The 24464-nt window shown below is 71.2% G+C and carries 19 protein-coding genes and 1 pseudogene; 16 read left to right on the top strand and 4 right to left on the bottom strand.

Annotation, left to right across the window (positions count from 1 at the left end):
- The first annotated feature begins 99 nt into the window (after positions 1-99).
- From IF655_RS14940 to IF655_RS14910, 7 genes are all read left to right on the top strand, one after another.
- Complete coding sequence (locus tag IF655_RS14940) at positions 100-1347, top strand: spermidine/putrescine ABC transporter substrate-binding protein (RefSeq protein WP_199585242.1); 1248 nt, start codon at positions 100-102, stop codon at positions 1345-1347.
- Positions 1344-2504, top strand: a complete 1161-nt coding sequence (locus IF655_RS14935; RefSeq protein WP_199585241.1) for an ABC transporter ATP-binding protein — start codon at positions 1344-1346, stop codon at positions 2502-2504. The genes IF655_RS14940 and IF655_RS14935 overlap by 4 nt, the downstream gene beginning before the upstream one ends.
- On the top strand, positions 2504-3430 hold the full coding sequence (locus IF655_RS14930; RefSeq protein WP_199585240.1) for an ABC transporter permease: 927 nt from the start codon (positions 2504-2506) through the stop codon (positions 3428-3430). Before IF655_RS14935 ends, IF655_RS14930 begins: the two co-directional genes overlap by 1 nt.
- Entirely contained in the window at positions 3431-4231 is an 801-nt protein-coding gene (locus tag IF655_RS14925) for an ABC transporter permease (protein ID WP_199585239.1), read from the top strand.
- Positions 4232-4271: 40 nt separating this feature from the next.
- The gene (locus IF655_RS14920) at positions 4272-5702 is read left to right on the top strand and encodes an FAD-binding oxidoreductase (protein WP_199585238.1); all 1431 of its coding nucleotides are present in this window, start codon (positions 4272-4274) and stop codon (positions 5700-5702) included.
- 172 nt (positions 5703-5874) lie between these two features.
- A complete protein-coding gene (locus IF655_RS14915; RefSeq protein WP_199585237.1) occupies positions 5875-6327 on the top strand; it encodes a hypothetical protein in 453 nt (150 codons plus the stop codon).
- Between the two features lie 86 nt (positions 6328-6413).
- The gene (locus tag IF655_RS14910) at positions 6414-8222 is read left to right on the top strand and encodes a chitinase (protein WP_199585236.1); all 1809 of its coding nucleotides are present in this window, start codon (positions 6414-6416) and stop codon (positions 8220-8222) included.
- Here the strand turns inward: IF655_RS14910 and IF655_RS14905 are convergent.
- Positions 8164-8826: pseudogene (locus IF655_RS14905) on the bottom strand (phosphatase PAP2 family protein); the annotation flags it as partial. The gene IF655_RS14910 and the pseudogene IF655_RS14905 overlap by 59 nt on opposite strands.
- Before the next feature lie 411 nt (positions 8827-9237).
- Positions 9238-10572 carry a 4-aminobutyrate--2-oxoglutarate transaminase gene (gene gabT / locus IF655_RS14900; RefSeq protein WP_199585235.1) on the bottom strand — a complete coding sequence of 445 codons (1335 nt, stop codon included), beginning with the start codon at positions 10570-10572 and terminating at the stop codon, positions 9238-9240.
- Between the two features lie 250 nt (positions 10573-10822).
- Here gabT and IF655_RS14895 point away from each other — a divergent pair, with 250 nt between their 5' ends.
- The 6 genes from IF655_RS14895 to IF655_RS14870 all read left to right on the top strand — a co-directional run bounded on the left by IF655_RS14895 (position 10823) and on the right by IF655_RS14870 (position 20776).
- Positions 10823-13258 (top strand): ATP/GTP-binding protein, encoded by a 2436-nt coding sequence (locus IF655_RS14895; RefSeq protein WP_199585234.1) that lies wholly within the window; start codon positions 10823-10825, stop codon positions 13256-13258.
- A gap of 105 nt (positions 13259-13363) precedes the next feature.
- A complete protein-coding gene (locus IF655_RS14890) occupies positions 13364-14977 on the top strand; it encodes a PucR family transcriptional regulator (RefSeq protein WP_199585233.1) in 1614 nt (537 codons plus the stop codon).
- Between the two features lie 161 nt (positions 14978-15138).
- On the top strand, positions 15139-16584 hold the full coding sequence (locus tag IF655_RS14885; RefSeq protein ID WP_199585232.1) for an aldehyde dehydrogenase family protein: 1446 nt from the start codon (positions 15139-15141) through the stop codon (positions 16582-16584).
- A 154-nt stretch (positions 16585-16738) separates the two neighbouring features.
- Complete coding sequence (locus IF655_RS14880; protein WP_199585231.1) at positions 16739-17575, top strand: isocitrate lyase/phosphoenolpyruvate mutase family protein; 837 nt, start codon at positions 16739-16741, stop codon at positions 17573-17575.
- A 127-nt stretch (positions 17576-17702) separates the two neighbouring features.
- Positions 17703-18620, top strand: a complete 918-nt coding sequence (locus IF655_RS14875; RefSeq protein WP_307814928.1) for a formate/nitrite transporter family protein — start codon at positions 17703-17705, stop codon at positions 18618-18620.
- Positions 18621-18838: 218 nt separating this feature from the next.
- Positions 18839-20776 (top strand): acyl-CoA dehydrogenase family protein, encoded by a 1938-nt coding sequence (locus IF655_RS14870; protein WP_199585230.1) that lies wholly within the window; start codon positions 18839-18841, stop codon positions 20774-20776.
- Positions 20777-20780: 4 nt separating this feature from the next.
- On the opposite strand, the gene IF655_RS14865 is transcribed toward IF655_RS14870, so the two are convergent.
- The gene (locus tag IF655_RS14865; RefSeq protein ID WP_199585229.1) at positions 20781-21200 is read right to left on the bottom strand and encodes a PIN domain nuclease; all 420 of its coding nucleotides are present in this window, start codon (positions 21198-21200) and stop codon (positions 20781-20783) included.
- Positions 21197-21406, bottom strand: coding sequence for a type II toxin-antitoxin system VapB family antitoxin (locus tag IF655_RS14860; RefSeq protein WP_199585228.1), 210 nt, complete (start codon positions 21404-21406; stop codon positions 21197-21199). Before IF655_RS14860 ends, IF655_RS14865 begins: the two co-directional genes overlap by 4 nt.
- A gap of 125 nt (positions 21407-21531) precedes the next feature.
- Here IF655_RS14860 and dxr point away from each other — a divergent pair, with 125 nt between their 5' ends.
- The 3 genes from dxr to IF655_RS14845 all read left to right on the top strand — a co-directional run.
- Positions 21532-22800 (top strand): 1-deoxy-D-xylulose-5-phosphate reductoisomerase, encoded by a 1269-nt coding sequence (gene dxr, locus IF655_RS14855; protein WP_199585227.1) that lies wholly within the window; start codon positions 21532-21534, stop codon positions 22798-22800.
- Positions 22797-24101, top strand: coding sequence for an RIP metalloprotease (locus IF655_RS14850; protein WP_199585226.1), 1305 nt, complete (start codon positions 22797-22799; stop codon positions 24099-24101). The genes dxr and IF655_RS14850 overlap by 4 nt, the downstream gene beginning before the upstream one ends.
- 172 nt (positions 24102-24273) lie before the next feature.
- On the top strand, positions 24274-24464 hold a 191-nt coding region (locus tag IF655_RS14845; protein WP_199585225.1), incomplete at its 3' end, for a flavodoxin-dependent (E)-4-hydroxy-3-methylbut-2-enyl-diphosphate synthase.

Genomic DNA, 24464 nt, shown 5'->3' with positions numbered 1-24464 from the left:
CCCGTCCCCCGCGCTCCCTTTTCCCCGCCGATCTCCCCTCCGACCTCTTCTCCGGCGGTTCTTCTTCTCCGACGGTTCTTCCGAAAGGGCACCACGCGCATGGAGCAGTACGAGCCCGACTGTCCGAGCCCGGCCGCGCAGGCCGCGATACGGCGCGGCCTGCGCGGCGCCCGGGCGGCGCTCACCCGCCGGTCCCTGCTGCGCGCCGGGGCGGGCGGCGCCTTCGCCGCCGGGGGACTGGCCGCCCTGAGCGCCTGCGGGATCCCCCCGGCGGGCCGGGCACCCGGCGGCACGCCCGCCGACGACCACTCGGCACGGGAGAAGACGGTGAACTTCTCCAACTGGACCGAGTACATCGACGTCGCCGACGACGACAAGAGCCACCCCACCCTCGACACCTTCCGGCGGCGCACCGGCATCAAGGTCGCCTACACCGAGGACATCAACGACAACAACGAGTTCTTCGGCAAGATCAAGCCGCAGCTCGCCGCGGGCCAGGACACCGGGCGCGACCTCATCGTCGTCACCGACTGGCTCGCCGCCCGGATGATCCGGCTCGGCTGGGTGCAGAAGCTCGACCCGGCGAACCTCCCGCACGCCTTCGCCAACCTCTCGGCCCAGTTCCGCAGCCCCGACTGGGACCCCGGGCGTGCCTACTCCTACCCCTGGCAGGGCATCTCCACGGTCATCGCCTACAACAAGAAGGCGCTCGACGGCGTCGAGGTGAGATCCGTCTCGGACCTGCTCGACAATCCGAAGCTCAAGGGGCGCGTCGGCTTCCTCTCCGAGATGCGCGACAGCGTCGGGATGACCCTGCTGGACATGGGCAAGGACCCGGCGCGCTTCACCGACGACGACTACGACGCGGCGATCGCCCGTCTGCAGAGGGCCGTTGACAAGGGACAGATCCGCCGCTTCACCGGCAACGACTACACCTCGGACCTCACCAAGGGCGACTTCGCCGCCTGTGTCGCCTGGGCCGGGGACGTCGTCCAGCTCAAGGCGGACAGCCCCGACGTCGACTACGTCATACCCGACAGCGGATACCTGACGTCGACGGACAATATGCTGATCCCCAACAAGGCACGTCACAAGACGAACGCCGAGCGGCTGATCGACTTCTATTACGAACCCGAGCAGGCCGCCGCGCTGGCCGCCTACATCAACTACGTCAGTCCGGTCGACGGGGTGAAGCCCTGGCTTGCCAAGATCGACCGGGACGCGGCGGCCAATCCGCTGATCGTCCCCGACAAGGCCATGCAGGCGAAGTCCCACGCCTTCCGCTCCCTGAGCCAGAAGGAAGAGACGGCCTACGAAGAAAAATTCGCGAAGCTCACAGGGGCGTGACGAGGATGAAGACGACGACAGACGGCAGCGGAGACGTCCGCCTCGACGGGATCGGCAAGACGTACGGCGATTTCACCGCCGTGCACCCGCTGGACCTGACCGTGCCCCAGGGCTCCTTCTTCGCCCTGCTCGGCGCCTCCGGCTGCGGCAAGACCACCACCCTGCGCATGATCGCCGGGCTGGAGGAACCTTCCTGCGGCACCGTGCGCCTCGGTGACCAGGACGTCACGCGTCTGCCGCCGTACAAGCGGCCGGTGAACACGGTCTTCCAGTCCTACGCCCTCTTCCCGCACCTCGACATCTTCGAGAACGTCGCCTTCGGTCTGCGCCGACGCGGGATCAAGAGCGTCAAGAAGCAGGTCGGGGAGATGCTGGACCTGGTCCAGCTCGGTGAGCAGGCGCGCAAGAAGCCGCACCAGCTCTCCGGCGGCCAGCAGCAGCGCGTCGCGGTCGCCCGCGCCCTGATCAACCACCCCAAGGTGCTCCTGCTCGACGAGCCCCTCGGCGCCCTCGACCTCAAGCTGCGCCGCCAGATGCAACTGGAGCTCAAGCGCATCCAGACCGAGGTCGGCATCACCTTCATCCACGTCACGCACGACCAGGAGGAGGCCATGACCATGGCCGACACGGTCGCCGTGATGAACGCGGGCCGCGTCGAGCAGCAGGGCTCGCCCACCGAGCTGTACGAGAACCCGCGCACCACCTTCGTCGCCAACTTCCTCGGCACCTCCAACCTGATCGAGGCGGAGGTCGACTCCCGCTCCGGCGACGACATCGTGCTGCGCGCGGGCGACGGCAAGCTGCTGCTGCCCTCGGCCCGCTGCTCCGCCCCCGCGGCGACGGGGGAGAAGGTCCTCGCCGGAATCCGCCCCGAGAAGATCGCGCTCACCCACGCCGACGACGCGGGCGCGCTCCCAGACGGTCGCAACCGCCTCACCGGCACCATCGCGGACGCGAGCTTCATCGGCGTCTCCACCCAGTACGTGATCGACACCCCGGTCGCGGGCGCCCTCGCGGTGTACGCGCAGAACGTCGAGCGCGACACCCGGCTGGCGCCCGGCGCCGAGGTCGTCCTGCACTGGAACCCGGCGCACACCTTCGCCCTCGACGCCGCCCAGGACATCGACGCGGGCACCGAGGAAGAGGCGGCCCTGTGATGCCGACGCTCACCGAGGCGCCCCCGCCCCTCACCACGGCCGAACCCCCGAAGGCGCCCCGCAGGCGCGGCAGGTTCACGCCGTACTGGCTGCTGCTGCCCGGCATCCTGTGGCTGGTCGTGTTCTTCGCGCTGCCGATGGTCTACCAGGCGTCGACCTCCGTGCAGACCGGCTCGCTGGAGAAGGGCTACCAGGTCACCTGGCACTTCGCCACGTACTGGGACGCACTCGCCGAGTACTGGCCGCAGTTCCTGCGCTCGGTGCTCTACGCCGCCGCCGCGACCGTGCTCTGTCTGCTGCTCGGGTATCCGCTGGCGTATCTGATCGCGTTCCGCGCGGGACGCTGGCGCAACCTCATCATGGTGCTGGTGATCGCGCCGTTCTTCACCAGCTTCCTGATCCGCACCCTGGCGTGGAAGACGATCCTCGCGGACAACGGTCCGGTCGTGCACGCCATGAACAGCCTGCACCTGCTCGACCTCACCGACTGGCTCGGCTGGACGGCGGGCGACCGGGTGCTCGCGACCCCGCTCGCGGTGGTGTGCGGACTGACGTACAACTTCCTGCCGTTCATGATCCTGCCGCTGTACACCTCGCTCGAGCGGATCGACGGACGGCTGCACGAGGCGGCGGGCGATCTGTACGCCCGGCCCTGGACCACCTTCCGCAAGGTCACCTTCCCGCTGTCCCTGCCCGGCGTGGTCTCCGGCACCCTGCTCACCTTCATCCCGGCGGCGGGCGACTACGTCAACGCCGAGTTGCTCGGCTCGACCGACACCCGGATGATCGGCAACGTCATCCAGACCCAGTTCCTGCGCGTCCTGGACTATCCGACGGCCGCCGCGCTCTCCTTCATCCTCATGGCCGCGATCCTGGCCATGGTGACCTTCTACATCCGCCGGGCCGGGACGGAGGACCTCGTCTAAATGCCGCTCGTCACCTGGCTCAAGCGCCGGCTCGTGGTCATCGCGGGTCTGCTCACGCTCGCCTATCTGCTGCTGCCGAACATCGTCGTGACGGTGTTCTCCTTCAACAAGCCCAAGGGCCGCTTCAACTACGCGTGGCAGCGGTTCTCCACCGACGCCTGGAAGGACCCGTGCGGGGTCGCCGACATGTGCGGCTCGCTCTCGCTCAGCCTCCAGATCGCCCTGTGGGCCACCATCGGCGCCACCGCGCTCGGCACGATGATCGCCTTCGCGCTGGTGCGCTACCGGTTCCGGGCTCGGGGCGCGGTCAACTCGCTGATCTTCCTGCCGATGGCGATGCCCGAGGTCGTCATGGCCGCCTCGCTGCTCACCCTGTTCCTCAACATGGGCGCGCAGCTCGGCTTCTGGACGATCCTGATCGCCCACATCATGTTCTGCCTCAGCTTCGTCGTCACCGCGGTCAAGGCGCGCGTGATGTCGATGGACCCGCGTCTTGAGGAAGCCGCCCGCGATCTCTACGCGGGACCGGTGCAGACCTTCTGCCGGGTCACCCTGCCCATCGCGGCACCCGGAATCGCCGCGGGCGCGCTGTTGTCCTTCGCGCTGTCCTTCGACGATTTCATCATCACCAATTTCAACGCGGGCTCGACCGTCACGTTCCCCATGTTCGTCTGGGGCTCGGCACAGCGCGGTACGCCCGTCCAGATCAATGTCATCGGCACGGCCATGTTCCTGGTCGCCGTGCTGTTCGTGCTGGTCTCGATGCTCGTCACGAGCCGGCGCGGCCGTCAGAAGGCGTGAGCCGTCACCAGGCGTAACAGCCCTGTAGGGAGTTGAAATCATGGCCCCGAGCGCCATGAGCCGTGGAAAAGACAACTGGATCTCCGCTCTCTCCGAAGCCCAGCCGGTCCCGTACTGGCTGGAAGACCCCGGCAAGCCGCACGCCGAGGCCGCCCTGACCACCACCGAGACCTGCGACCTGCTCGTGGTGGGCGGCGGCTACAGCGGATTGTGGAGCGCGCTCAATGCCAAGGAGCGCGACCCCGGCCGTGACGTGGTGCTGCTCGAAGGCCGCGAGGTGGGCTGGGCCGCCTCCGGCCGCAACGGCGGCTTCTGCGCCGCCTCCCTCACCCACGGGCTGCCCAACGGCATGGCCCGCTGGCCGGGGGAGATCCACACCCTCCAGGACCTCGGGCGGCGCAACCTCGACGAGATCGAGAGCGCCCTCGACCGCCACGGCATCGACTGCGACTTCGAGCGCACCGGCGAGATCGACGTCGCCACCGAGACCTACCAGGCGTGGGAACTGCGCGACTGGCACCGGGAACTTGAGGACAAGGGTCTCGCCGACGGCATGGAGTTCCTGGACCGCGACGCCCTGCGCGCCGAGGTGAACTCGCCCACCTTCGAGGCGGGGCTGTGGGACCGCCGGGGCGTCGCCATGCTCCACCCGGCCAAGCTCGCCTGGGGTCTGAAGCGCGCCTGCCTCGCCCTCGGCGTGCGGATCTACGAGCACACCCCCGCCCTCACCCTGAAGCCGTACGGCGCGGGCATGGCCGTCACCACGCCCTACGGCGCCGTCCGCGCCCGCAAGGTCGCGCTCGGCACCAACATCTTCCCGAGCCTGCTGCGCCGGGTGCGCTCGTACACCGTGCCGGTCTACGACTACGCGCTGATGACCGAGCCGCTGAGCCCCGGGCAACTGGAGTCCATCGGCTGGAAGAACCGCCAGGGGCTCGGCGACTCGGCCAACCAGTTCCACTACTTCCGGCTCTCCGCCGACAACCGCGTCCTGTGGGGCGGCTACGACGCGATCTATCCCTACGGCGGCAGGGTGCGCGCGGAGTACGACGACCGGCCGGAGACCTACGCCAAGCTCGCCGGGCACTTCTTCACCTGCTTCCCGCAACTGGAGGGCGTCCGCTTCAGCCACGCCTGGGGCGGCGCCATCGACACCTGCTCCCGCTTCTCGGCGTTCTTCGGCACCGCCCACCGGGGCAGGGTCGCGTACGCGGCGGGGTACACCGGGCTCGGGGTCGGCGCGACCCGGTTCGGCGCCGACGTGATGCTGGACCTCTTGGACGGCGCGGACACCGAGCGCACCCGCCTGGAGATGGTGCGCAGGAAGCCGCTGCCCTTCCCGCCGGAGCCGTTCGCCTGGACCGGGATCGCGCTCACCCGCTGGTCGCTGGCCAGGGCGGACGCGCAGGCGGGGCGGCGGAACTTGTGGCTGCGGGCGATGGACCGGCTGGGGCTGGGGTTCGACAGCTAGCCGTTTCGCGGGGGCGGCCAGGGCGGCGTGGTCCCAGGACCTCGCCGCCCCGAGCCCGCTGTGTGACCTGGGTCACCCGAAAGAGTGCCGGAAAGCCGCGTAATGCTCCCCGGTCCACCTCCCTCTCCCTCCCGGGCGCGACGGCGTCCAGGTGAGAGAGGGAGGTCTGCTCATGACAGGGGCGAAGACGGCGGTCGAGTGGCTGGCATCCGTCGCACCGGATCCGGACGCGTGCCGCTGGGAGTGGGAACGCAGCGCCCTCGGGGTGGCCCTGCTGCCCGCGGGCAAGGCGTGGGACGTGCTGATCCTGCCCGGTGACCTCGGCTATCCGACGCTCGACGTGCTCACCCGCGTCCTCGACCAGCCCGGCCCGGTGCTGGCCGACTTCGGGGACAACCGGGTGGGTTTCTTCGTGCCGCCGGGCACCGCGGCCCGCTGGCTCGGCACCGGTATCCGCACCGCGGGGTCCGGCACCTGGATCGTGGTGCCGCATCCCGGGCGGCCGACGCACGGGGTGCGCTGGCTGGTCCCGCCGGACGGGTCCGGCACGCTCACCGACCCGGCGCTGCTGGAGCTGGCGATGCACGAGGCGGCCGCGCGGCTGGCGCGGGACGGAGACGGATAACCTCCGGGCGACTTGACAGGAGGATTGGTCTGGACCAGGTTTGGTGCGCCCCCTGACCTCCAACTCCCCCATGCCTGGAGGCATTTGTGGATCGCTCCAGACCTCTGGTCGCCCTCCTCGCGGCAACGGCCCTGGCCGTGCCCGGCGTCACCGCGCTCTCGTCGGCCGCCCGTGCGGCCGACGCGGACGCCGTGGTCAACGGCGGTTTCGAGTCCGGTCTCTCCAACTGGACCTGCACCGCCGGGACCACCGTCAACTCACCCGTGCACAGCGGGAGTTCCGCCCTCCAGGCGACCCCCGAGGGCAGCGACAACGCCCAGTGCACCCAGAGTGTGACCGTGCGCCCCAACGCGCAGTACACGCTGTCCGGTTGGGTGCGCGGCTCCTACGTCTACCTCGGCGCGAACGGCACCGGCACCACCGACGTGTCCACCTGGACCCAGTCCGCGCCCGACTGGCAGAAGCTCACCACCACGTTCACCACCGGACCGAACACCACCAAGGTCACGCTCTACACGCACGGTTGGTACGGCACCGGCGCCTACAACGCCGACGACATCTCCCTCGTCGGACCCGGCGGCGGCTCCACCACCCAGCCGCCCGCCGCACCCGGCGGTCTGACCACCGGCGCCGTCACCGCGAACTCCGTCGCCCTCTCGTGGTCGGTGGTCTCCGGCGCGACCGGCTACGCGGTCTACCGCGACGGCACCAAGGTCCAGACGGTGAGCGGCACTTCGGCCACCGTGAGCGGACTTTCGCCCTCGACGGCGTACAGCTTCCAGGTCACCGCCGCCAACGACGCGGGCGAGTCCGCCAAGTCGGCCGTCGTGACCGCCACGACGAAAGCCAACGGCGGCGGGGGAGGCGGCGGTTCGACCGATCTGCCCACCCACGCGCTCGTCGGTTATCTGCACGCGAGCTTCGCCAACGGCTCCGGCTACACCCGTATGGCCGACGTGCCCGACAGTTGGGACGTCATCGACCTCGCCTTCGGCGAGCCGACCTCCGTCACCTCCGGCGACATCCGCTTCAACCGCTGCCCGGTCTCGGAGTGTCCGGGCGTCGAGAGCGACGCCGACTTCAAGGCGGCGATCAAGGCGAAGCAGGCCGCGGGCAAGAAGGTGCTGATCTCCATCGGCGGCCAGAACGGCCAGGTCCAGCTCACCACCACGGCCGCCCGCGACGCCTTCGTCTCCTCCGTCTCGAAGATCATCGACCAGTACGGGCTCGACGGACTCGACATCGACTTCGAGGGCCACTCGCTCTCCCTGAACACCGGCGACACCGACTTCAAGAACCCGACCACCCCGGTGATCGTCAACCTGATCGCCGCGCTGAAGACCCTCAAGGCCAAGTACGGCGCCAAGTTCGTGCTGACCATGGCGCCCGAGACCTTCTTCGTGCAGAACGGCTACCAGTTCTACGGCAGCGGCAAGTGGGGCGGGCAGGACCCGCGCTGCGGCGCCTACCTCCCGGTCATCTACGCCCTGCGCGACGACCTCACCCTGCTGCACGTCCAGGACTACAACTCCGGCCCGATCATGGGTCTGGACAACCAGTACCACTCCATGGGCGGCGCCGACTTCCACATCGCCATGACCGACATGCTGCTCACCGGCTTCCCCGTAGCGGGCGACGCGGGCAACGTCTTCCCGCCGCTGCGCCCCGACCAGATCGCCATCGGCATGCCCGCCTCCGTGAACGCGGGCAACGGCTACGTCGCCCCCGCCGAGGTCACCAAAACCCTGGACTGCCTCACGAAGCGGACGAACTGCGGCTCGTACCCGACCCACGGAACCTGGCCCGCGCTGCGCGGTCTGATGACGTGGTCGGTGAACTGGGACCGCTTCGCGAACTGGGAGTTCCAGCGGACCTTCGACGGCTACTTCGGCTGAGCGCCCACGCGAGCGCGGTCAGCAGCATCGTGCCCAGGCACCAGGAGGCCAGCACGTCCAGCGGCCAGTGGAAGCCGCGCCGTACCAGGCCGTACGACACCGCGAGCACCAGCGCGGCGCCGACGGCGGGCACGGTGCGGCGGGCGGCGGGGGTGCGGCACCAGGGGAGGAGGAGCAGGACCGCCGAGCCGTAGGCGACGCACGCCGTCGCCGTGTGCCCGGAGGGGAAGTAGCCGGTGGCCGGGGGCACCACGGGGGTTCCCGGCCGTGCGGTCCACAGCTTCAGCGGGACGACCAGCGCGGGGAGCAGGGCCATCAGCAGAGCCGCCGCGAGCGGGGGCAGCCACCAGCGGTGCGACCCGGCGGAGCGTCCGCGCACGGCGGCGTATCCGGCGGCGAGGAGCAGCACCGGGACGGCGACCTGGACGTTGCCGAGGTCGGAGAGCAGCTCCGAGAAGCGGTCCGGGTGGACCAGGTCCCGGCTGAGCCGGGCGTCCTCCCGCAGCAGCGGACCGTGGACCAGCACCTGCCAGGTGAGCAGCGCGAACAGCAGACCGGGCAGCGCGATCAGGGCGGCGTACGGGGTGCGGCGGGGGACGGACACGGGACCCAGCTTCGCAGGTCGGCGCGTGTCGTTGGAGGAGGAGGTCGGCCGCCCCGGAACAGGGGGGGTGGTTCCGAGGCGGCCGTCCGGACCGGAAACGCCGCACGCCCCGGGGGGTTTGGGGCGGCGGCCGTCCGATCGGTGAGGAGATCCCGGAGCCGTCGGGCCCCGGCTGTGTGCGCGAGGGCACGACCAGGTCGAAGCTGGGGATGCTCCGGCCTGAACCCGCCCGCAGTCCCCTGGGGGCGAGGTGTATCTCTCTTCTGGACGAGAACCTACGGCAGTCCCCGCCGCTTGGGCAGCCGGAATCCGGTCCCGCCATCCACCCCGCACACCTTCTTCACACGGCCTGCGGGTACGGCACCCGGGGGCGCCGTACCCGGCACGGTCCGTGGCCGTGTCCGCTCCGGCTCAGACGCGGGTGAAAGCCTGCTCGATGATGTCCAGACCCTCGTTCAGCAGGTCCTCGCCGATGACCAGCGGGGGCAGGAAGCGGAGCACGTTGCCGTAGGTGCCGCAGGTCAGGACCAGCAGACCCTCCTGGTGGCACGCCTTGGCCAGCGCGGCGGCGGCCTCGGCGTTGGGCTCCTTGGTCGCGCGGTCCTTGACCAGCTCGATGGCGATCATGGCGCCGCGGCCGCGGATGTCACCGATGATGTCGAACTTCTCGGCCATCGCCGCGAGGCGCCCCTTCATGACCTCCTCGATGCGCTTGGCCCTGCGGTTGAGGTCCTGCTCCTTCATCGTCTCGATCGCGCCGAGCGCGGCGGCGCAGGCCACCGGGTTGCCGCCGTAGGTGCCACCGAGCCCGCCCGCGTGCGGGGCGTCCATGATCTCGGCGCGGCCCGTCACGGCGGCGAGCGGCAGACCGCCCGCGATGCCCTTGGCGGTGGTGATCAGGTCCGGGACGATGCCCTCGTCCTCGCACGCGAACCACTGGCCGGTGCGGCAGAAGCCGGACTGGATCTCGTCCGCCACGAACACGATGCCGTTGTCGTTGGCGAACTTCACGATCTCCGGCAGGAAGCCCTTGGCCGGCTCGATGAAGCCGCCCTCACCGAGCACCGGCTCGATGATGATCGCGGCCACGTTGTCCGCGCCGACCTGCTTGGTGATCTGGTCGATCGCCATCTTCGCGGCCTCGGGACCCGCGTTCTCCGCGCCGGTCGGCCAGCGGTAGCCGTAGGCGACCGGGACGCGGTAGACCTCGGGCGCGAACGGACCGAAGCCGTTCTTGTACGGCATGTTCTTCGCCGTCAGCGCCATCGTGAGATTCGTACGGCCGTGGTAGCCGTGGTCGAACACGACGACCGCCTGGCGCTTGGTGTACGCGCGGGCGATCTTCACCGCGTTCTCGACCGCCTCGGCGCCGGAGTTGAACAGCGCGGACTTCTTCGCGTGGTCACCCGGGGTCAGCTCGGCCAGCGCCTCGGCGACGGCGACGTAGCCCTCGTACGGGGTGACCATGAAACAGGTGTGGGTGAAGTCGGCGAGCTGGGCGCTCGCGCGGCGTACGACGGCCTCGGCGGAGGCGCCCACCGAGGTCACGGCGATGCCGGAACCGAAGTCGATCAGGCTGTTGCCGTCCACGTCCTCGATGACGCCGCCGTCCGCGCGCGTCACGAAGACGGGCAGCGTGGAGCCCACGCCCTGGGCGACGACCGCGGTGCGGCGGGCCTGAAGCTCCTGCGACTTCGGGCCGGGGATGGCGGTGACGACGCGGCGCTCCTGCGGAAGTGCGGTCATGCGGGGCTCCTGGGGGTGATTACGGACGCTTGTCTTCTTTTCTCGCAGGTTAGGACCGTTGCCGGGGGCCGGTCATGCTCCATGTGGGCGTTGTCCGGCACGGCGGTTGTCCGCCGTGGACATAGCAGGGGGTGACAGCCCCGGCCGACCGGTCCCGGACACCGGCCGCGTAACCGGTGAACTCCCCTTTCCGGGGCGTTAGATTGACTCGCTGACGGTGGACGGAGCGGCTGCTCAGGGGGCAACGGCGATGGAGAGCGACGGCACGCGGGACACACGCGGCACGGAAACGGGCCCGGTCCCACGCCCGGCGGTACCGCCGCAGGGCCCTGCCGTGCCGCCGCGTCCGACCCGGGCGCCGGACGCCACACCCGCGGGGACGCCTCCCGGGTACCCCCCACAGCCCGGTTCGCCCGGTCAGCCCGGTTCGCCGGTGGCCGACTGGCTGGACGACCCACGCCCGGCCGCCGAACCCGGTATCTGGCGCCACCGCTACCGGCTGCCCAAGGCGGCGCGCCAGGAACAGCGCCTCGCCCCCGTCACCGTCGTCGGCTTCCTCGTCCCGCTCGCGGCAGGACTGCTGCTCTGGTCGCTCTGGAAGCACGGCAGCATCCCGTACCAGTGGGCCGTCCTGCGGCTGCTCACCCCGAGCGACTGGTGGTGGGGTGGCACCACCAGCCCCAAGGGCTACCAGGGCGCCGAGGCGATCACGGTCGCGGGCGGGGTGTTCTTCGCGATCCTCGTCTACGCCATGGCACGCCTCGGTAGCTGGGCGGACATCATCCGGCACCTGGTCACCGGCCGCGCCCAGCCCGCCCGCGCCCTCATCGCCGCCCTCGGCGGGCTCGCCACCCTCACCCTCGTCTTCCCCAGCGCCTTCGGGCTCGGCTGGGACGCGCTGCCGGTGCAGGACCCCCTGTTCTCCCTCATCGTCCTGATCACCGGCGACTACACGGTCTTCGCCTCCCAGCCGCTCACGTACGGTCTGTACACCCTCATCACCCTGCTGGTGCTGTGGCCGTTCGCCAGGATCGGCGGCTGGTGGACCCTCGTGAAGGACGCCGTCGCCGCGCGGGAGCGGGCCAAGAGCGCGGACGACACCGCGCGGCCGGTCACGGACCGCAAGCCCTCGCAGTGGCCCGACCTCCGCGACGCCGGGCAGCACGAGGCCGCCGACGTGCTCACCACCGCACTGCGCGCCGGGCGGATGAACGACGTGGACTGCGTCCGCATCGACGGCATGTGGACCCTGGCCCGCGCGGAGGCGCGCATCCCGTCGTTCACGGCGACCGTCCTGCGCGACGGCGCCGCCGCCTGGACCCACCCCTCGGGGCAGCGCGACCTGCCCGGCCGCGAAGGGCGCCACGACCTGCCCGCCGGACAGGTACGGATCGGACGCTGGGCACCGGGGGACCGCACCCCGCTCGCCTACGGCGGGGCGGGAGCCGCGCTCGGACCGGAGACCCTCGCCACCTCGCTGCTCGCCGTCGGACCCGCCGGTTCCGGCAAGACCCGCCACCTCGTCCGCCCCGTCGTGGAGTCCCTGGGACTGCACGCCCTCGCCGGGCGCTGCGCGGTCGTCGTGGTCTGCGCGGCCGGGACGCCGCTCGGGCCCGACTCCGCCTACGACGTCGTCGTACGGCTCGGTGATCCCGCCTCCGTGTACGACCTCGACCCGTACGCGGAATCGCGCGACCCGGACGAGGCGGCCGCGCTTCTCGCGGAGGCTCTGGTCGGTGATCTCGAGACGACGAGCGGATCGCGTGTGGTCACGGCGCTCTCCCAGGTGCTCGGACCGTACCGGGCCGCCTACGGCCGTTTCCCGACGCTGCCGGTGCTGCGCGAACTCCTGGAGGGCGAGCCCGCGGCCCTGAGCGCGCTGCGTGCCGCGCTCGCCTCGGAGGAGCACGCGGTGATGCGCCGCGAACTGGACGCGCGGGCCCGGCAGTCGGGCGGTCCGGGCGACCCCGGACCCCTGCTGGCCGACCGGCTCGCCGTGCTGGACCGCCCGGCGTTCGCGGGGTTCTTCGGCGCGGACGAGCGGCAGGCACGCCCGTTCTCGCTGCGGGCCGTCGCCCATCACCCGCTGCGGGTGCGCGTCGAGGTGCCCGAACGGGGTCACGAGGAAGCGGCGCGGATCGTCACGCGTCTGGTGCTCGCCCAGTTCGACGCCGTGGCGTCCGTCGGCGGCCGTACCCACTTCGCCTGCCTCGTCCTCGACGACGCGGCGGGCGCGGTGACGAGCGAGTCCGTGCGGCGTATCCAGCGGCTGCGCTCCCGCAACGCGGGCGTACTGCTCGCCCTGCGCACGGTGGGCGACGTCCCCGAGGCGCTGCACGGACCGCTGTACGCGGCCGTGGGCTGCCGCATGGCCTTCTCCGGGGTCACCACGTGGGACGGCGGCCGCTTTGCGGAGGCGTGGGGAACCGCGTGGGTGGAGACCAAGGACGTCGCGCAGCACACGGTGTTCGCCGACCAGCCGATGACGCGCCTGATCCACGCCCTGCGCAAGCTGGTGACCGGGAAGGCCGTGACGACGGAGGCGGTCACCGTCCGCCAGGTCGAGCGCGAGCGCTGGTCCGCCTCCGAGCTGGCGCACGGGGTGCCGCCGGGGCACGCGGTGCTGTCGTTGACCACGGTGCGGGGGGAGCACGCGCCGCCGTTGCTGGTGGATCTGCGGGGGTGAGGTGGGGGACCGTACGGTGAGGCAGAATCGGGGTGGGTCGTTCGTACGCGGCGGCCAATTGATCTCCGGTGCCGAGGCACCGGACCGCTTCGACCTGAAGGCCCCATGCCCCCGACCCTCGCCTCGCTCGTCCACCACTCCGCGCTCAAGCTCACGGTCCGCGCGGGGGAGGACCGGCTCGACGTGCCGGTCCGCTGGGCGCACGTCAGCGAGCTGGCCGACCCGGTGCCGTACATGGAGGGCGGGGAGCTGCTCCTCGTCACCGCGCTGAAGCTGGACGCCGAGGACCCCGAGGCGATGCGCCGGTACGTCAAGCGGCTGGCCGGAGCGGGGGTCGTCGGGATCGGCTTCGCCGTCGGGGTCAACTACGACGAGATCCCCGAGGCACTGCTGGAAGCCGCCCGCGAGGAGGGGCTGCCGCTCCTGGAGGTGCCCCGCCGCACCCCGTTCCTCGCCATCAGCAAGGCCGTCTCCGCCGCCATCGCCGCCGAGCAGTACCGCGCCGTCACCGCCGGATTCGCCGCCCAGCGCGAGCTGACCCGCCAGGCCCTGACCACCGGCCCCGAGGGACTGCTCGGCGCGCTCGCCGCGCAGCTCGACGGCTGGGCCGCGCTGTACGACGCCTCGGGCGCCGTCGTCGCCGCCGCGCCCGAGTGGGCCCACCGCAGGGCAGCCCGGCTCACCGCCGAGGTCGAACGGCTGCGGGAACGCCCCGCGCCCGCCTCCTCCGTCGTCGGCAGCCCCGACAACGAGGACCGCGTCGAGCTGCACTCCCTCGGCACCGGGCGCCGTCCCCGCGCCGCGCTCGCCGTCGGCACCGCCGCCGCCCCCGGCACCGCCGAGCGCTACGCCGTGCACTCCGCCATCGCCCTGCTCACCCTCACCACCGAACGCTCCCGCTCCCTGCACGCCGCCGAACAGCGCGTCGGCGCCGCCGTACTGCGCATGCTCCTCGCCGGGGAGCCCGACCACGCCCGCGCCGTCGCCGGGGACCTGTACGACGGGCTCCTCGACGCGCCGTTCCGCGTACTGGTCGCCGAGGCGAGCACCGGGGCGGGCGCCATGGCGAGTACCGGCACCGGCGCCGACGGCGATCCGCTCGGCGCGCTCACCGAGACCGTGGAGTCGGCCGCCGCCCGCTCCGGCGAGGCGGTCCTCGCCGTGCCCGACGGGGAGCGCCTGGTGGTGCTCGCCGCCGACGGGGGAGCGGCGGTCGCCGCCTGTCTCGCCCACGCGGGCGCCCTGGAGACCGCCCGTACGGCACCGGATACCCCGGGCGCCGACGAGAACGCGCTGGTCGTGGGACTGTCGGCACCGGCGGGACCCAGCGCGGCACCCGCCGCCCACCGCCAGGCGGAGCAGGCGCTCTCGGTCGCCCGGCGCCGGGGCCGGGTGCTCGTGGAGCACGAGCACCTCGCGGCGGGCTCGGTGCTGCCGCTGCTCGCCGACGACGCCGTACGCGCCTTCGCCGACGGTCTGCTGCGCGCGCTGCGCGAGCACGACGCCACCGGACGCGGCGACCTCGTCGCCTCCCTGCGCGCCTGGCTGTCGAGGCACGGCCAGTGGGACGCCGCCGCCGCCGACCTCGGCGTCCACCGGCACACCCTGCGCTACCGGATGCGCCGCGTCGAGGAGATCCTCGGACGCTCCCTGGACGACCCGGACGTGCGCATGGAGCTGTGGCTGGCGCTGAAGACGACGGGCACGGAACAGCCGTAGAGGCACGTGAGGGGGTACGACCTGCCGCTTCACGCCAAACCGGAGCATCACCGCCCCGCATCCGTACGACTCGGACAAGCGACGCCCCGACGCGCCCGCCCTACCGTGGACCACGCACCGAAGAACAACTCCGACAACGCGGAAGGGCCGGGACCCGTCAAATGACTTCCACCCACGCCTTCTGGCTCGCCGGCCGCCAGGTCACCGGCGAGGACAGCTTCGACGTCACCAACCCGTGGGACGGGCGCCTGGTCGGCCGGGCCAGTGTGCCGACCGACGCCCAGGTCGAGGAGGCCGTGGCCGCCGCGTACGCCGTCCGCGACGACTTCTCCGCCGTGCCCGCGCACGTGCGCGCCGCCGCCCTCGACCACGTCGCGAAGCGGCTGACCGAGCGCGCCGAGGAGATCGCCCAGCTCATCTCGGGCGAGAACGGCAAGCCGATCAAGTGGGCGCGCGGCGAGGTCGGCCGTGCCGTCTCCGTGTTCCGGCTCGCGGCAGAGGAGGCGCGCCGGTTCAACGGCGGCGAGGCCCAGCGGCTCGACACCGACGCGGGCGGCCAGGGCCGCATGGCGCTGATCCGCCGCTTCCCCAAGGGCGTCGTCCTCGGCATCGCGCCGTTCAACTTCCCGCTGAACCTGTGCGCGCACAAGGTCGCCCCGGCCCTCGCCGCCGGTGTCCCGATCATCCTCAAGCCCGCCCCGGCCACCCCGCTGTCCGGGCTGGTCATCGGTGAGTTCCTGGCCGAGACGGACCTGCCCGCCGGGTCCTGGAGCATCCTGCCGGTCGCCAACGACAAGATGCCCGCCCTGGTCCAGGACGAGCGCCTGCCGGTGATCTCCTTCACCGGGTCCGAGAAGGTCGGCTACGCGATCATGGACTCGGTGCCGCGCAAGCACTGCACCCTGGAACTGGGCGGCAACGGCGCGGCCGTCGTCCTCGGCGACTGGGCGAGCGACGCCGACCTGGACTGGGCCGCCTCCCGCATCGCGACCTTCTCCAACTACCAGGGCGGTCAGTCCTGCATCTCGGTGCAGCGCGTGATCGCGGACGCCGCCGTGTACGACCGTCTCCTGGAGCGCGTCGTCGCCGCCGTCGAGGCGCAGGTCACCGGCGACCCGGCCGACGAGCGCACCGAGGTCGGTCCGCTGGTCAGCGAGGACGCCGCGAAGCGCGTCGAGTCCTGGGTGAACGAAGCCGTCGAGGCGGGCGCCACCCTGCTCGCGGGCGGCAAGCGCGAGGGCGCCAGCTACGCCCCGACCGTCCTCACCGACGTGCCCGCCGGTGTCACCCTCGCCACCGAGGAGGTCTTCGGACCGGTCCTCACCGTGCAGAAGGTGGACGGCGAGGACGCGGCGTTCGCCGCCGTCAACGAGTCCAAGTACGGTCTCCAGGCAGGCGTGTTCACCCACGACATCCAGGCCGCTTTCCGCGCCCACCGCGCGCTCGAGGTCGGCGGCGTCGTCATCGGCGACGTCCCCTCCTACCGCGCCGACCAGATGCCGTACGGCGGCGCCAAGCAGTCCGGCGTCGGCCGCGAGGGCGTCCGCTCCGCGATGGACGACTACACCTACGAGCGCGTCCTGGTCCTCACCGGACTCGCTCTCTGACCTGACACCCCAGGTCGCCACGACGGCCGGAGCCCACTCTGTGCGGGGGCTCCGGCCGTTGGCGTTTCCCGCACACCAACCGGCTTGCTTCCAGGCGCGGTTCATGTCGGATTCCTGCCAGAAGACAGACCGCGTACGGTGCTTGACTGCCGTCATGACGCACACGCACGCGGCCGACGCCCGCCTCTTCCGCTCCCTGCACACCCCCTCCGCCCCGCTCGCGCTCGCCAACGCGTGGGACGTGGCGAGCGCCCGTCTCGTCGAGGCGGCGGGCGCCCCCGCGATCGCCACCACCAGCGCCGGGGTCTCCTGGGCGCTCGGTTCGCCCGACGGCGGCGCCCTCACCCGGGAGCAGGCTCTCGATGTGATCGCCAGGACCGTCGCCGCCGTCACGGTGCCGGTGACCGCCGACATCGAGGACGGGTACGGCGCGGACGCCGCCGCCGTCGCGGAGACCGTCGCCGGGGTGATCGAGGCGGGCGCCGTCGGCGTCAACATCGAGGACGGCACCCGTCCCCCGGCCGAGCTGGCCGCCCGGCTCACCGCCGCCCGGCGGACCGCCGAGCAGGCGGGCGCGGACCTGTTCCTCAACGCCCGCGTCGACACCTATCTGCTGGGTCTGGGCGACCCGGAGACCCGCCTCGCGGAGACCCTGAGCCGCGCCCGGCGGTACGTGGAGGCGGGCGCCGACGGCGTCTTCGTCCCCGGCGTCACCGACCCCGTCACCCTCAAGGCGCTGGCCGAGGACATCGCCGTACCGCTCAACGTCATGGCCGGTCCCGGGGCGCCGTCCGTCGCGGAGCTGGGCACCCTCGGCGTGGCCCGGGTGAGCCTCGGACCGGGGGTGGCGCTGGCCGCGTACGCCGCCGCGCGCCGTGTCGCGCGGGAGCTGTTCGGGACCGGCGCCGTCACCTCGCCCGCCGACCCCCTGTCCTTCGGGGAGCTGGACGGGCTGCTCGCCCAGCCCGTCGGTGATAGGCGCGACCGATGACGCGATAGATTTGACCGATTAAGTCGGGATAAGCAATGCCTATCACGTCATTAATTCGACTTTTGACATTTCTGGATCGGCGGGCGCACACTGCTCCACGCGTGAGAGTCGGACAATCCGACCACGAGTGAGCAGCACTGAGAGGGCCACCGTGCCGATACCCCTTGAAGAAGCCCTGGACGACCAGATCGCGGCAGCGCGCGGCAAGGCGAAGCTGCTCCGCTCTCCCGGACGCTATCTGGTGCTCTCCGCGCTCGCGGGTGCCTTCATCGGCGTGGGCGTCGTCCTGATGATCATGGTGTCCGCTCCGCTCACCCTCGCGCACTCTCCCTGGGTCAAGCTGATCCAGGGGCTGGTCTTCGGTGTCGCGCTGACTCTGGTGATCTTCGCTGGGGGCGAGCTGGCCACCAGCAACATGATGACGATGGTCCAGGGCGCGGTCCGCCGCGCCTTCTCGCCCCTCGTGGCGCTCGCCGTGATCGTCGGTTCCTTCGTGGGCAACCTGGTCGGCTCGGTCGCCTTCGCCGGGCTGGTCCACTGCTCCGGCGTGCTGGGCGTCGTACCCGCCCCCGGAGCGCCCGCCCCGGGTCTGGTCGGTCTGACCGGCATGCTCACCGCCAAGATGGCCGAGAGCGGCGAGGCGATGTTCTTCCGGGGCGTGCTCTGCAACTTCCTGGTCTGCCTGACCGTGTGGATGGGCATGCGCACCCGCTCCGACGCCACCAAGATCCTGCTGATCTTCGCGGGCATCCTGGCCTTCGTCGCCTCCGGCTTCGAGCACGTCGTCGCCAACATGACGACCTTCTCGCTCGGTCTGTTCGAGCACGTCCCCGGCGTGACCGTGGGTGCCTTCGCCCACAACCTGCTCTTCGTCGGTCTCGGCAACCTGGTCGGCGGCGGACTGCTGGTGGGCGTGGCGTACGCGTACACCGGGCGCCGTACGAAGCCCGCCGCCCCCGCGACGACCGCCCCCGCGACCGCCGTGCCCGCGCCGCGCGCCGGGGACGAGACCGCCGCCGCGCTCCCGGTGACCGAGACGGTCTGAGGTCCGATACGGCACCGTCCCCCGCGGACACCCGCGACTCACCCCGCCCCCGCCACACTTCACCCGTTCGCCGCACCGGACGCGTGAGGGGTGGTGGGGGCGGCCCGTTTCCGGTACCAACGATCCAGTAGCACCCCTTTCCGGGTGACCAGGATCAGGCAGCAACGGTCGGTACCGCACGGACCGCAACCGTCCCTCTTCGCGGTGAGGTGAGCCTCATGTCCGCTCCCACCACTCAACGCACCACCGTCTCCGAGCGCGAGGCCCGCCAGGTGGCGGAGGCCGCCCGGGAGCAGGGCTGGCGCAAACCGAGCTTCGCCAAGGAACTGTTCCTCGGGCGCTTCCGGCTCGACCTCATCCACCCCCACCCGCTCCCGGACCCGGAGAGCGTGCGGCGGGGCGAGACCTTCCTCGCGGAGCTGCGCGCCTTCTGCGAGAACGGGATCGACGCGGCCCGCATCGAGCGCGAGGCGCGGATCCCGGACGAGGTCGTGGCCGGACTCAAGCGGCTCGGCGCGCTCGGCATGAAGATCGACCCCAAGTACGGCGGTCTCGGGCTGTCCCAGCTCTACTACAACAAGGCGCTCGCGCTGGCCGGCTCGGTCAGTCCGGCGGTCGGCGCGCTGCTCTCCGCGCACCAGTCGATCGGTGTGCCGCAGCCGCTGAAGATCTTCGGCACCCAGGAGCAGAAGGACGCGTTCCTGCCGCGCTGCGCGAGCACCGACATCTCGGCGTTCCTGCTCACCGAGCCGGACGTGGGCTCGGACCCGGCACGCCTGGCGACCATGGCCGTCCCGGACGGGGACGACTACGTCCTCGACGGCGTGAAGCTGTGGACCACCAACGGCGTCGTCGCCGACCTGCTGGTCGTCATGGCGCGGGTGCCGAAGTCCGAGGGGCACCCCGGCGGCATCACCGCGTTCGTGGTCGAGGGCACCGCCGAGGGCGTCACCGTCGAGCACCGCAACGCCTTCATGGGGCTGCGCGGCATCGAGAACGGCGTGACCCGCCTCCACCGGGTCCGCGTCCCCGCCGCGAACCGCATCGGACCCGAGGGCGCGGGTCTGAAGATCGCGCTCACCACGCTCAACACCGGGCGCCTCTCCCTGCCCGCGATGTGCGCCGGTGCGGGCAAGTGGTGCCTGAAGATCGCCCGGCAGTGGGCGGCCGAGCGCGAGCAGTGGGGCAAGCCGGTCGCGCTGCACGAGGCGGTCGGGTCCAAGATCAGCTTCATCGCGGCGACCACGTTCGCGCTGGAGGCGGTGGTGGACCTCGCCTCCCAGATGGCCGACGAGGACCGCAACGACATCCGCATCGAGGCCGCGCTCGCCAAGCTCTACGGCTCCGAGATGTCCTGGCTGATGGCCGACGAGCTGGTCCAGATCCGCGGCGGCCGGGGCTACGAGACCGCCGAGTCCCTCGCGGCGCGCGGCGAGCGGGGTGTCCCCGCCGAGCAGATGCTGCGCGACCTGCGCATCAACCGCATCTTCGAGGGCTCGACCGAGATCATGCACCTGCTGATCGCGCGCGAGGCCGTCGACGCCCACCTCTCCGTCGCCGGTGACCTCATCGACCCCGACACCACGCTCCAGGACAAGGCGAAGGCCGCCGCCGACGCGGGCGTCTTCTACGCCAAGTGGCTCCCGAAGCTGGTCGCGGGTCCAGGTCAACTCCCCACCTCGTACGGCGAGTTCAAGCACGGCATCGACCTCTCGGGCCATCTGCGCTTCGTCGAACGGCACGCCCGCAAGCTCGCCCGCGCCACCTTCTACGGCATGTCCCGCTGGCAGGGCCGCATGGAGACCAAGCAGGGCTTCCTCGGCCGCATCGTGGACATCGGCGCCGAACTCTTCGCCATGAGCGCCGCCTGCGTCCGCGCCGAACGCCTGCGCCGCGAGGGCGACCACGGTCGCGAGGCGTACCAGCTCGCCGACGCCTTCTGCCACCAGTCCCGCCTCCGCGTCGACGACCTCTTCACCCGCCTCTGGTCCAACACGGACGACCTCGACCGCAAGGTCGTCAAGGGCGTCCTGGGCGGCTCCTACGACTGGCTGGAGGACGGCATCCTCGACCCGTCGACGGAGGGCCCGTGGATCGCGGACGCGACGCCCGGCCCGGCCCAGCAGCCGAGCGCTCGTCGGCCCTTCGGCGGGTGACTCGCTAGAGGCTGCCCGGCGGCATCAGCCACTGGGTCGGCTGCCCCGTGACCGACGCGATGGTCTCGAAGTCGTTGTCGTAATGGAGCACGGTGAGCCCCTGGAGCTCGGCGGTCGCGGCGACCAGCAGGTCGACCGTGCCCGCCGAGCGGTGTTCACCGGTGGCGGCGAGTTCCCGCTGCACGCTCCACGCCCGGGTGACGGCCCGGTCGTCGAGTGCGGCCCAGCCGAACAGTGCCTCCAGATCCGAGGCCATCCCTTCGCGGTCCTGGGCGTTCTCCGCGCTGCGGAGGAACTCGATCTCGGTGACCGGACAACGGGCGATGAGCCCTTCTTCCAAGGGCTTCGTCCAGCGGGACAGTGCGGGCTGCTTGAAGATCCGCACGAGAGCGCCGGCGTCGATGAGGAACCGAGCGGCTGTCATCGACGGCGGTCCTCCCTGTCCAGGAGCATGTCGAAGTCGCCCGCATCGGCGCGAGCGGCCAGTCGCGCCAGCGCCAGCGCCCGCTTCTTGCGCTCGACGCCCTCCTTCAGGGCGGCCGTCACGGTGTCCTTCTTGGTTTTCGTGCCGAACGCTATGGCCGCGTCCGCCAGCAACTGCTCGTCGATGTCGATCAGGGTCTTGGCCATGACTGCACCCTCCGTATATCTGGCGGACTTGCTCGTATATCCATAGTAGCCCGGCGAAGGACATCACCCGCCCGAGAACCGGACGCGCTGTCCGTCGTGCTCTCGCGGGCGGACACAATGGGGGAATGACCGACAGTCTTGTCAGCCCCGCGCCCCTTGCCGATCCGCACCTGGTGTACGACCCGCTCGCCGGTGGCGGGCCGAAGGATGTGGTGATTCTCGGGTCCACGGGGTCGATCGGCACGCAGGCGATCGACCTCGTGCTGCGCAATCCCGACCGTTTCCGGGTGACCGCGCTGTCCGCCAACGGCGGGCGGGCGGCGCTGCTCGCCGAGCAGGCGTACCGGCTGCGGGTGCGGACCGTGGCGGTGGCGCGGGAGGACGCCGTGCCGGAGCTGCGCGAGGCGCTGGCCGGGCACTACGGCGGCGAGCCGCTGCCGGAGATCCTCGCCGGACCCGACGCGGCCGCGCAGCTCGCCGCGTCCGACTGCCACACCGTGCTGAACGGCATCACCGGCTCGATCGGTCTCGCGCCGACGCTCGCCGCGCTGGAGGCGGGCCGCACCCTCGCGCTCGCCAACAAGGAGTCGCTGATCGTCGGCGGACCGCTGGTCAAGGCGCTGGCCAAGCCGGGCCAGATCATCCCGGTGGACTCCGAGCACGCCGCCCTCTTCCAGGCGCTCGCCGCGGGCACCCGCGCCGACGTCCGCAAGCTGGTCGTCACCGCCTCCGGCGGTCCCTTCCGCGGCCGTACGAAGGCGGAGCTGGCGGACGTCACCGTCCAGGACGCCCTCGCGCACCCCACCTGGGCCATGGGCCCGGTCATCACCGTCAACTCCGCGACCCTCGTCAACAAGGGTCTGGAGGTCATCGAGGCGCATCTCCTCTACGACATTTCCTTCGACCACATTGAGGTGGTCGTGCATCCCCAGTCGTATGTCCACTCGATGATCGAGTTCACCGACGGCTCCACGATCGCCCAGGCGACGCCCCCCGACATGCGCGGGCCCATCGCCATCGGTCTCGGCTGGCCCGAGCGCGTCCCCGACGCCGCCCCCGCCTTCGACTGGAGCAAGGCGTCCACATGGGAATTCTTCCCGCTGGACAACGACGCCTTCCCCTCGGTGAACCTCGCCCGGCACGTGGGGCGGCTCGCGGGGACCGCCCCGGCGGTGTTCAATGCCGCCAACGAGGAGTGCGTCGCGGCTTTCCTGAGCGGCGCGCTGCCCTTCAACGGGATCATGGAGACCGTCACCCGGGTCGTCGAGGAACACGGCACCCCGGTATCGGGAACTTCACTCACGGTGTCGGACGTCCTCGAAGCGGAGACCTGGGCGCGTGCCCGGGCCCGCGAACTGACAGCCACGACGGCGACCGCGGAGGCGCGTGCATGACGACCCTGATGTTCATCCTCGGCATAGCGGTCTTCGCGGTCGGTCTGCTCGTCTCGATCGCCTGGCACGAGCTGGGGCACCTGTCGACCGCCAAGCTCTTCGGCATCCGCGTCCCGCAGTACATGGTCGGCTTCGGCCCCACCATCTGGTCGCGGCACAAGGGCGACACCGAGTACGGCATCAAGGCCGTTCCGCTCGGCGGCTACATCCGCATGATCGGCATGTTCCCGCCGGACGACGCGGGCCGGGTCTCCGCCCGCTCCACCTCCCCGTGGCGCGGCATGATCGAGGACGCCCGCTCGGCTGCCTTCGAGGAACTCCAGCCCGGTGACGAGACGCGCATGTTCTACACGCGCAAGCCGTGGAAACGCGTCATCGTCATGTTCGCCGGACCCTTCATGAACCTGATCCTCGCGGTCGGTCTGTTCTTCACCGTGCTCATGGGCTTCGGCATCCAGCAGCAGACCAACACGGTCGCCTCGGTCTCGCCCTGCGTCATCGCGCAGAGCCAGCACCGCGACACCTGCAAGAAGTCCGACCCCGCCTCCCCGGCCGAGGCGGCGGGGCTCAAGGCGCACGACAAGATCCTCTCCTTCGACGGCAAGCCGACCAAGGACTGGAACACGCTGTCCGACCTCATCCGCGACAGCGCGGGCAGGAGCGTGCCGATCCTGGTCGAGCGCGACGGCAAGCAGCTCACCCTGCACGCCACCATCGCCACCAACCAGGTCGCCAAGAAGGACGCGAGCGGCACCTACGTCCAGGGGGAGTACGTCAAGGCGGGCTTCCTCGGCTTCAGCGCCGCCACCGGCGTCGTCCAGCTCGGCTTCGGCGACTCGGTGGTCTGGATGGGCGACCAGGTCGGCAACGCGGTGGACTCCCTTGTCGCGCTGCCCGGCAAGATCCCGGCCCTGTGGAACGCCGCCTTCGGCGACGGTCCGCGCGAGCCGGACTCCCCGATGGGCATCGTCGGCGCCGCCCGCGTCACCGGCGAGATCGCCACGCTGAACATCCCGGCCTCGCAGCAGGTCGCCATGTTCGTGTTCGTGCTCGCCGGGTTCAACCTCTCGCTGTTCCTCTTCAACATGCTCCCGCTGCTCCCGCTCGACGGCGGACACATCGCGGGCGCGCTGTGGGAGTCGCTGCGGCGCAACCTCGCCCGGGTGCTGCGCCGCCCCGACCCGGGCCCCTTCGACGTGGCCAAGCTGATGCCGGTGGCCTACGTCGTGGCGGGAATCTTCGTCTGCTTCACGCTCCTCGTGCTGATCGCGGACGTGGTGAACCCGGTCAAGATCTCCTAGCGGTACGGCACCCGAAGGCGGCCCGGAGCACTCTGCCCCGGGCCGCCTTCCATTGAGTGGGTTTCGCCGGGTGGGATGTGCCCGCGCCGCGCCCCGTACCGTAATCTCAGAGCCTGGAGCCCGGCGTTTCATGGGGCCGGATCTTCATCCACGACTTGGGGTTGCACAGCAGATGACTGCGATTTCTCTCGGTATGCCGTCCATCCCGACCAAGATCGCCGAGCGTCGCAAGAGCCGGCAGATCCAGGTCGGCACCGTCGCGGTCGGCGGCGACGCCCCCGTCTCGGTGCAGTCCATGACGACGACGCGTACGTCGGACATCGGCTCGACGCTGCAGCAGATCGCCGAGCTGACGGCGTCGGG

Origin of the sequence: Streptomyces sp. DSM 110735 (assembly GCF_016482685.1) — a bacterium.
In the GTDB taxonomy this organism is placed as follows: Bacteria; Actinomycetota; Actinomycetes; order Streptomycetales; family Streptomycetaceae; genus Streptomyces.
This window is presented reverse-complemented; position numbering and strand designations above follow the sequence as displayed.

Excerpts from the sequence above, each read along its gene's own strand:
- IF655_RS14865 (WP_199585229.1), bottom strand. The coding sequence starts at position 21,200 with ATGACAGCCGCTCGGTTCCTCATCGACGCCGGCGCTCTCGTGCGGATC.
- IF655_RS14880 (WP_199585231.1), top strand. The coding sequence starts at position 16,739 with ATGACGCACACGCACGCGGCCGACGCCCGCCTCTTCCGCTCCCTGCAC.
- IF655_RS14930 (WP_199585240.1), top strand. The coding sequence starts at position 2,504 with ATGCCGACGCTCACCGAGGCGCCCCCGCCCCTCACCACGGCCGAACCC.
- IF655_RS14915 (WP_199585237.1), top strand. The coding sequence starts at position 5,875 with ATGACAGGGGCGAAGACGGCGGTCGAGTGGCTGGCATCCGTCGCACCG.
- IF655_RS14940 (WP_199585242.1), top strand. The coding sequence starts at position 100 with ATGGAGCAGTACGAGCCCGACTGTCCGAGCCCGGCCGCGCAGGCCGCG.
- IF655_RS14850 (WP_199585226.1), top strand. The coding sequence starts at position 22,797 with ATGACGACCCTGATGTTCATCCTCGGCATAGCGGTCTTCGCGGTCGGT.
- dxr (WP_199585227.1), top strand. The coding sequence starts at position 21,532 with ATGACCGACAGTCTTGTCAGCCCCGCGCCCCTTGCCGATCCGCACCTG.
- gabT (WP_199585235.1), bottom strand. The coding sequence starts at position 10,572 with ATGACCGCACTTCCGCAGGAGCGCCGCGTCGTCACCGCCATCCCCGGC.
- IF655_RS14890 (WP_199585233.1), top strand. The coding sequence starts at position 13,364 with ATGCCCCCGACCCTCGCCTCGCTCGTCCACCACTCCGCGCTCAAGCTC.
- IF655_RS14920 (WP_199585238.1), top strand. The coding sequence starts at position 4,272 with ATGGCCCCGAGCGCCATGAGCCGTGGAAAAGACAACTGGATCTCCGCT.
- IF655_RS14870 (WP_199585230.1), top strand. The coding sequence starts at position 18,839 with ATGTCCGCTCCCACCACTCAACGCACCACCGTCTCCGAGCGCGAGGCC.
- IF655_RS14895 (WP_199585234.1), top strand. The coding sequence starts at position 10,823 with ATGGAGAGCGACGGCACGCGGGACACACGCGGCACGGAAACGGGCCCG.
- IF655_RS14885 (WP_199585232.1), top strand. The coding sequence starts at position 15,139 with ATGACTTCCACCCACGCCTTCTGGCTCGCCGGCCGCCAGGTCACCGGC.
- IF655_RS14925 (WP_199585239.1), top strand. The coding sequence starts at position 3,431 with ATGCCGCTCGTCACCTGGCTCAAGCGCCGGCTCGTGGTCATCGCGGGT.
- IF655_RS14860 (WP_199585228.1), bottom strand. The coding sequence starts at position 21,406 with ATGGCCAAGACCCTGATCGACATCGACGAGCAGTTGCTGGCGGACGCG.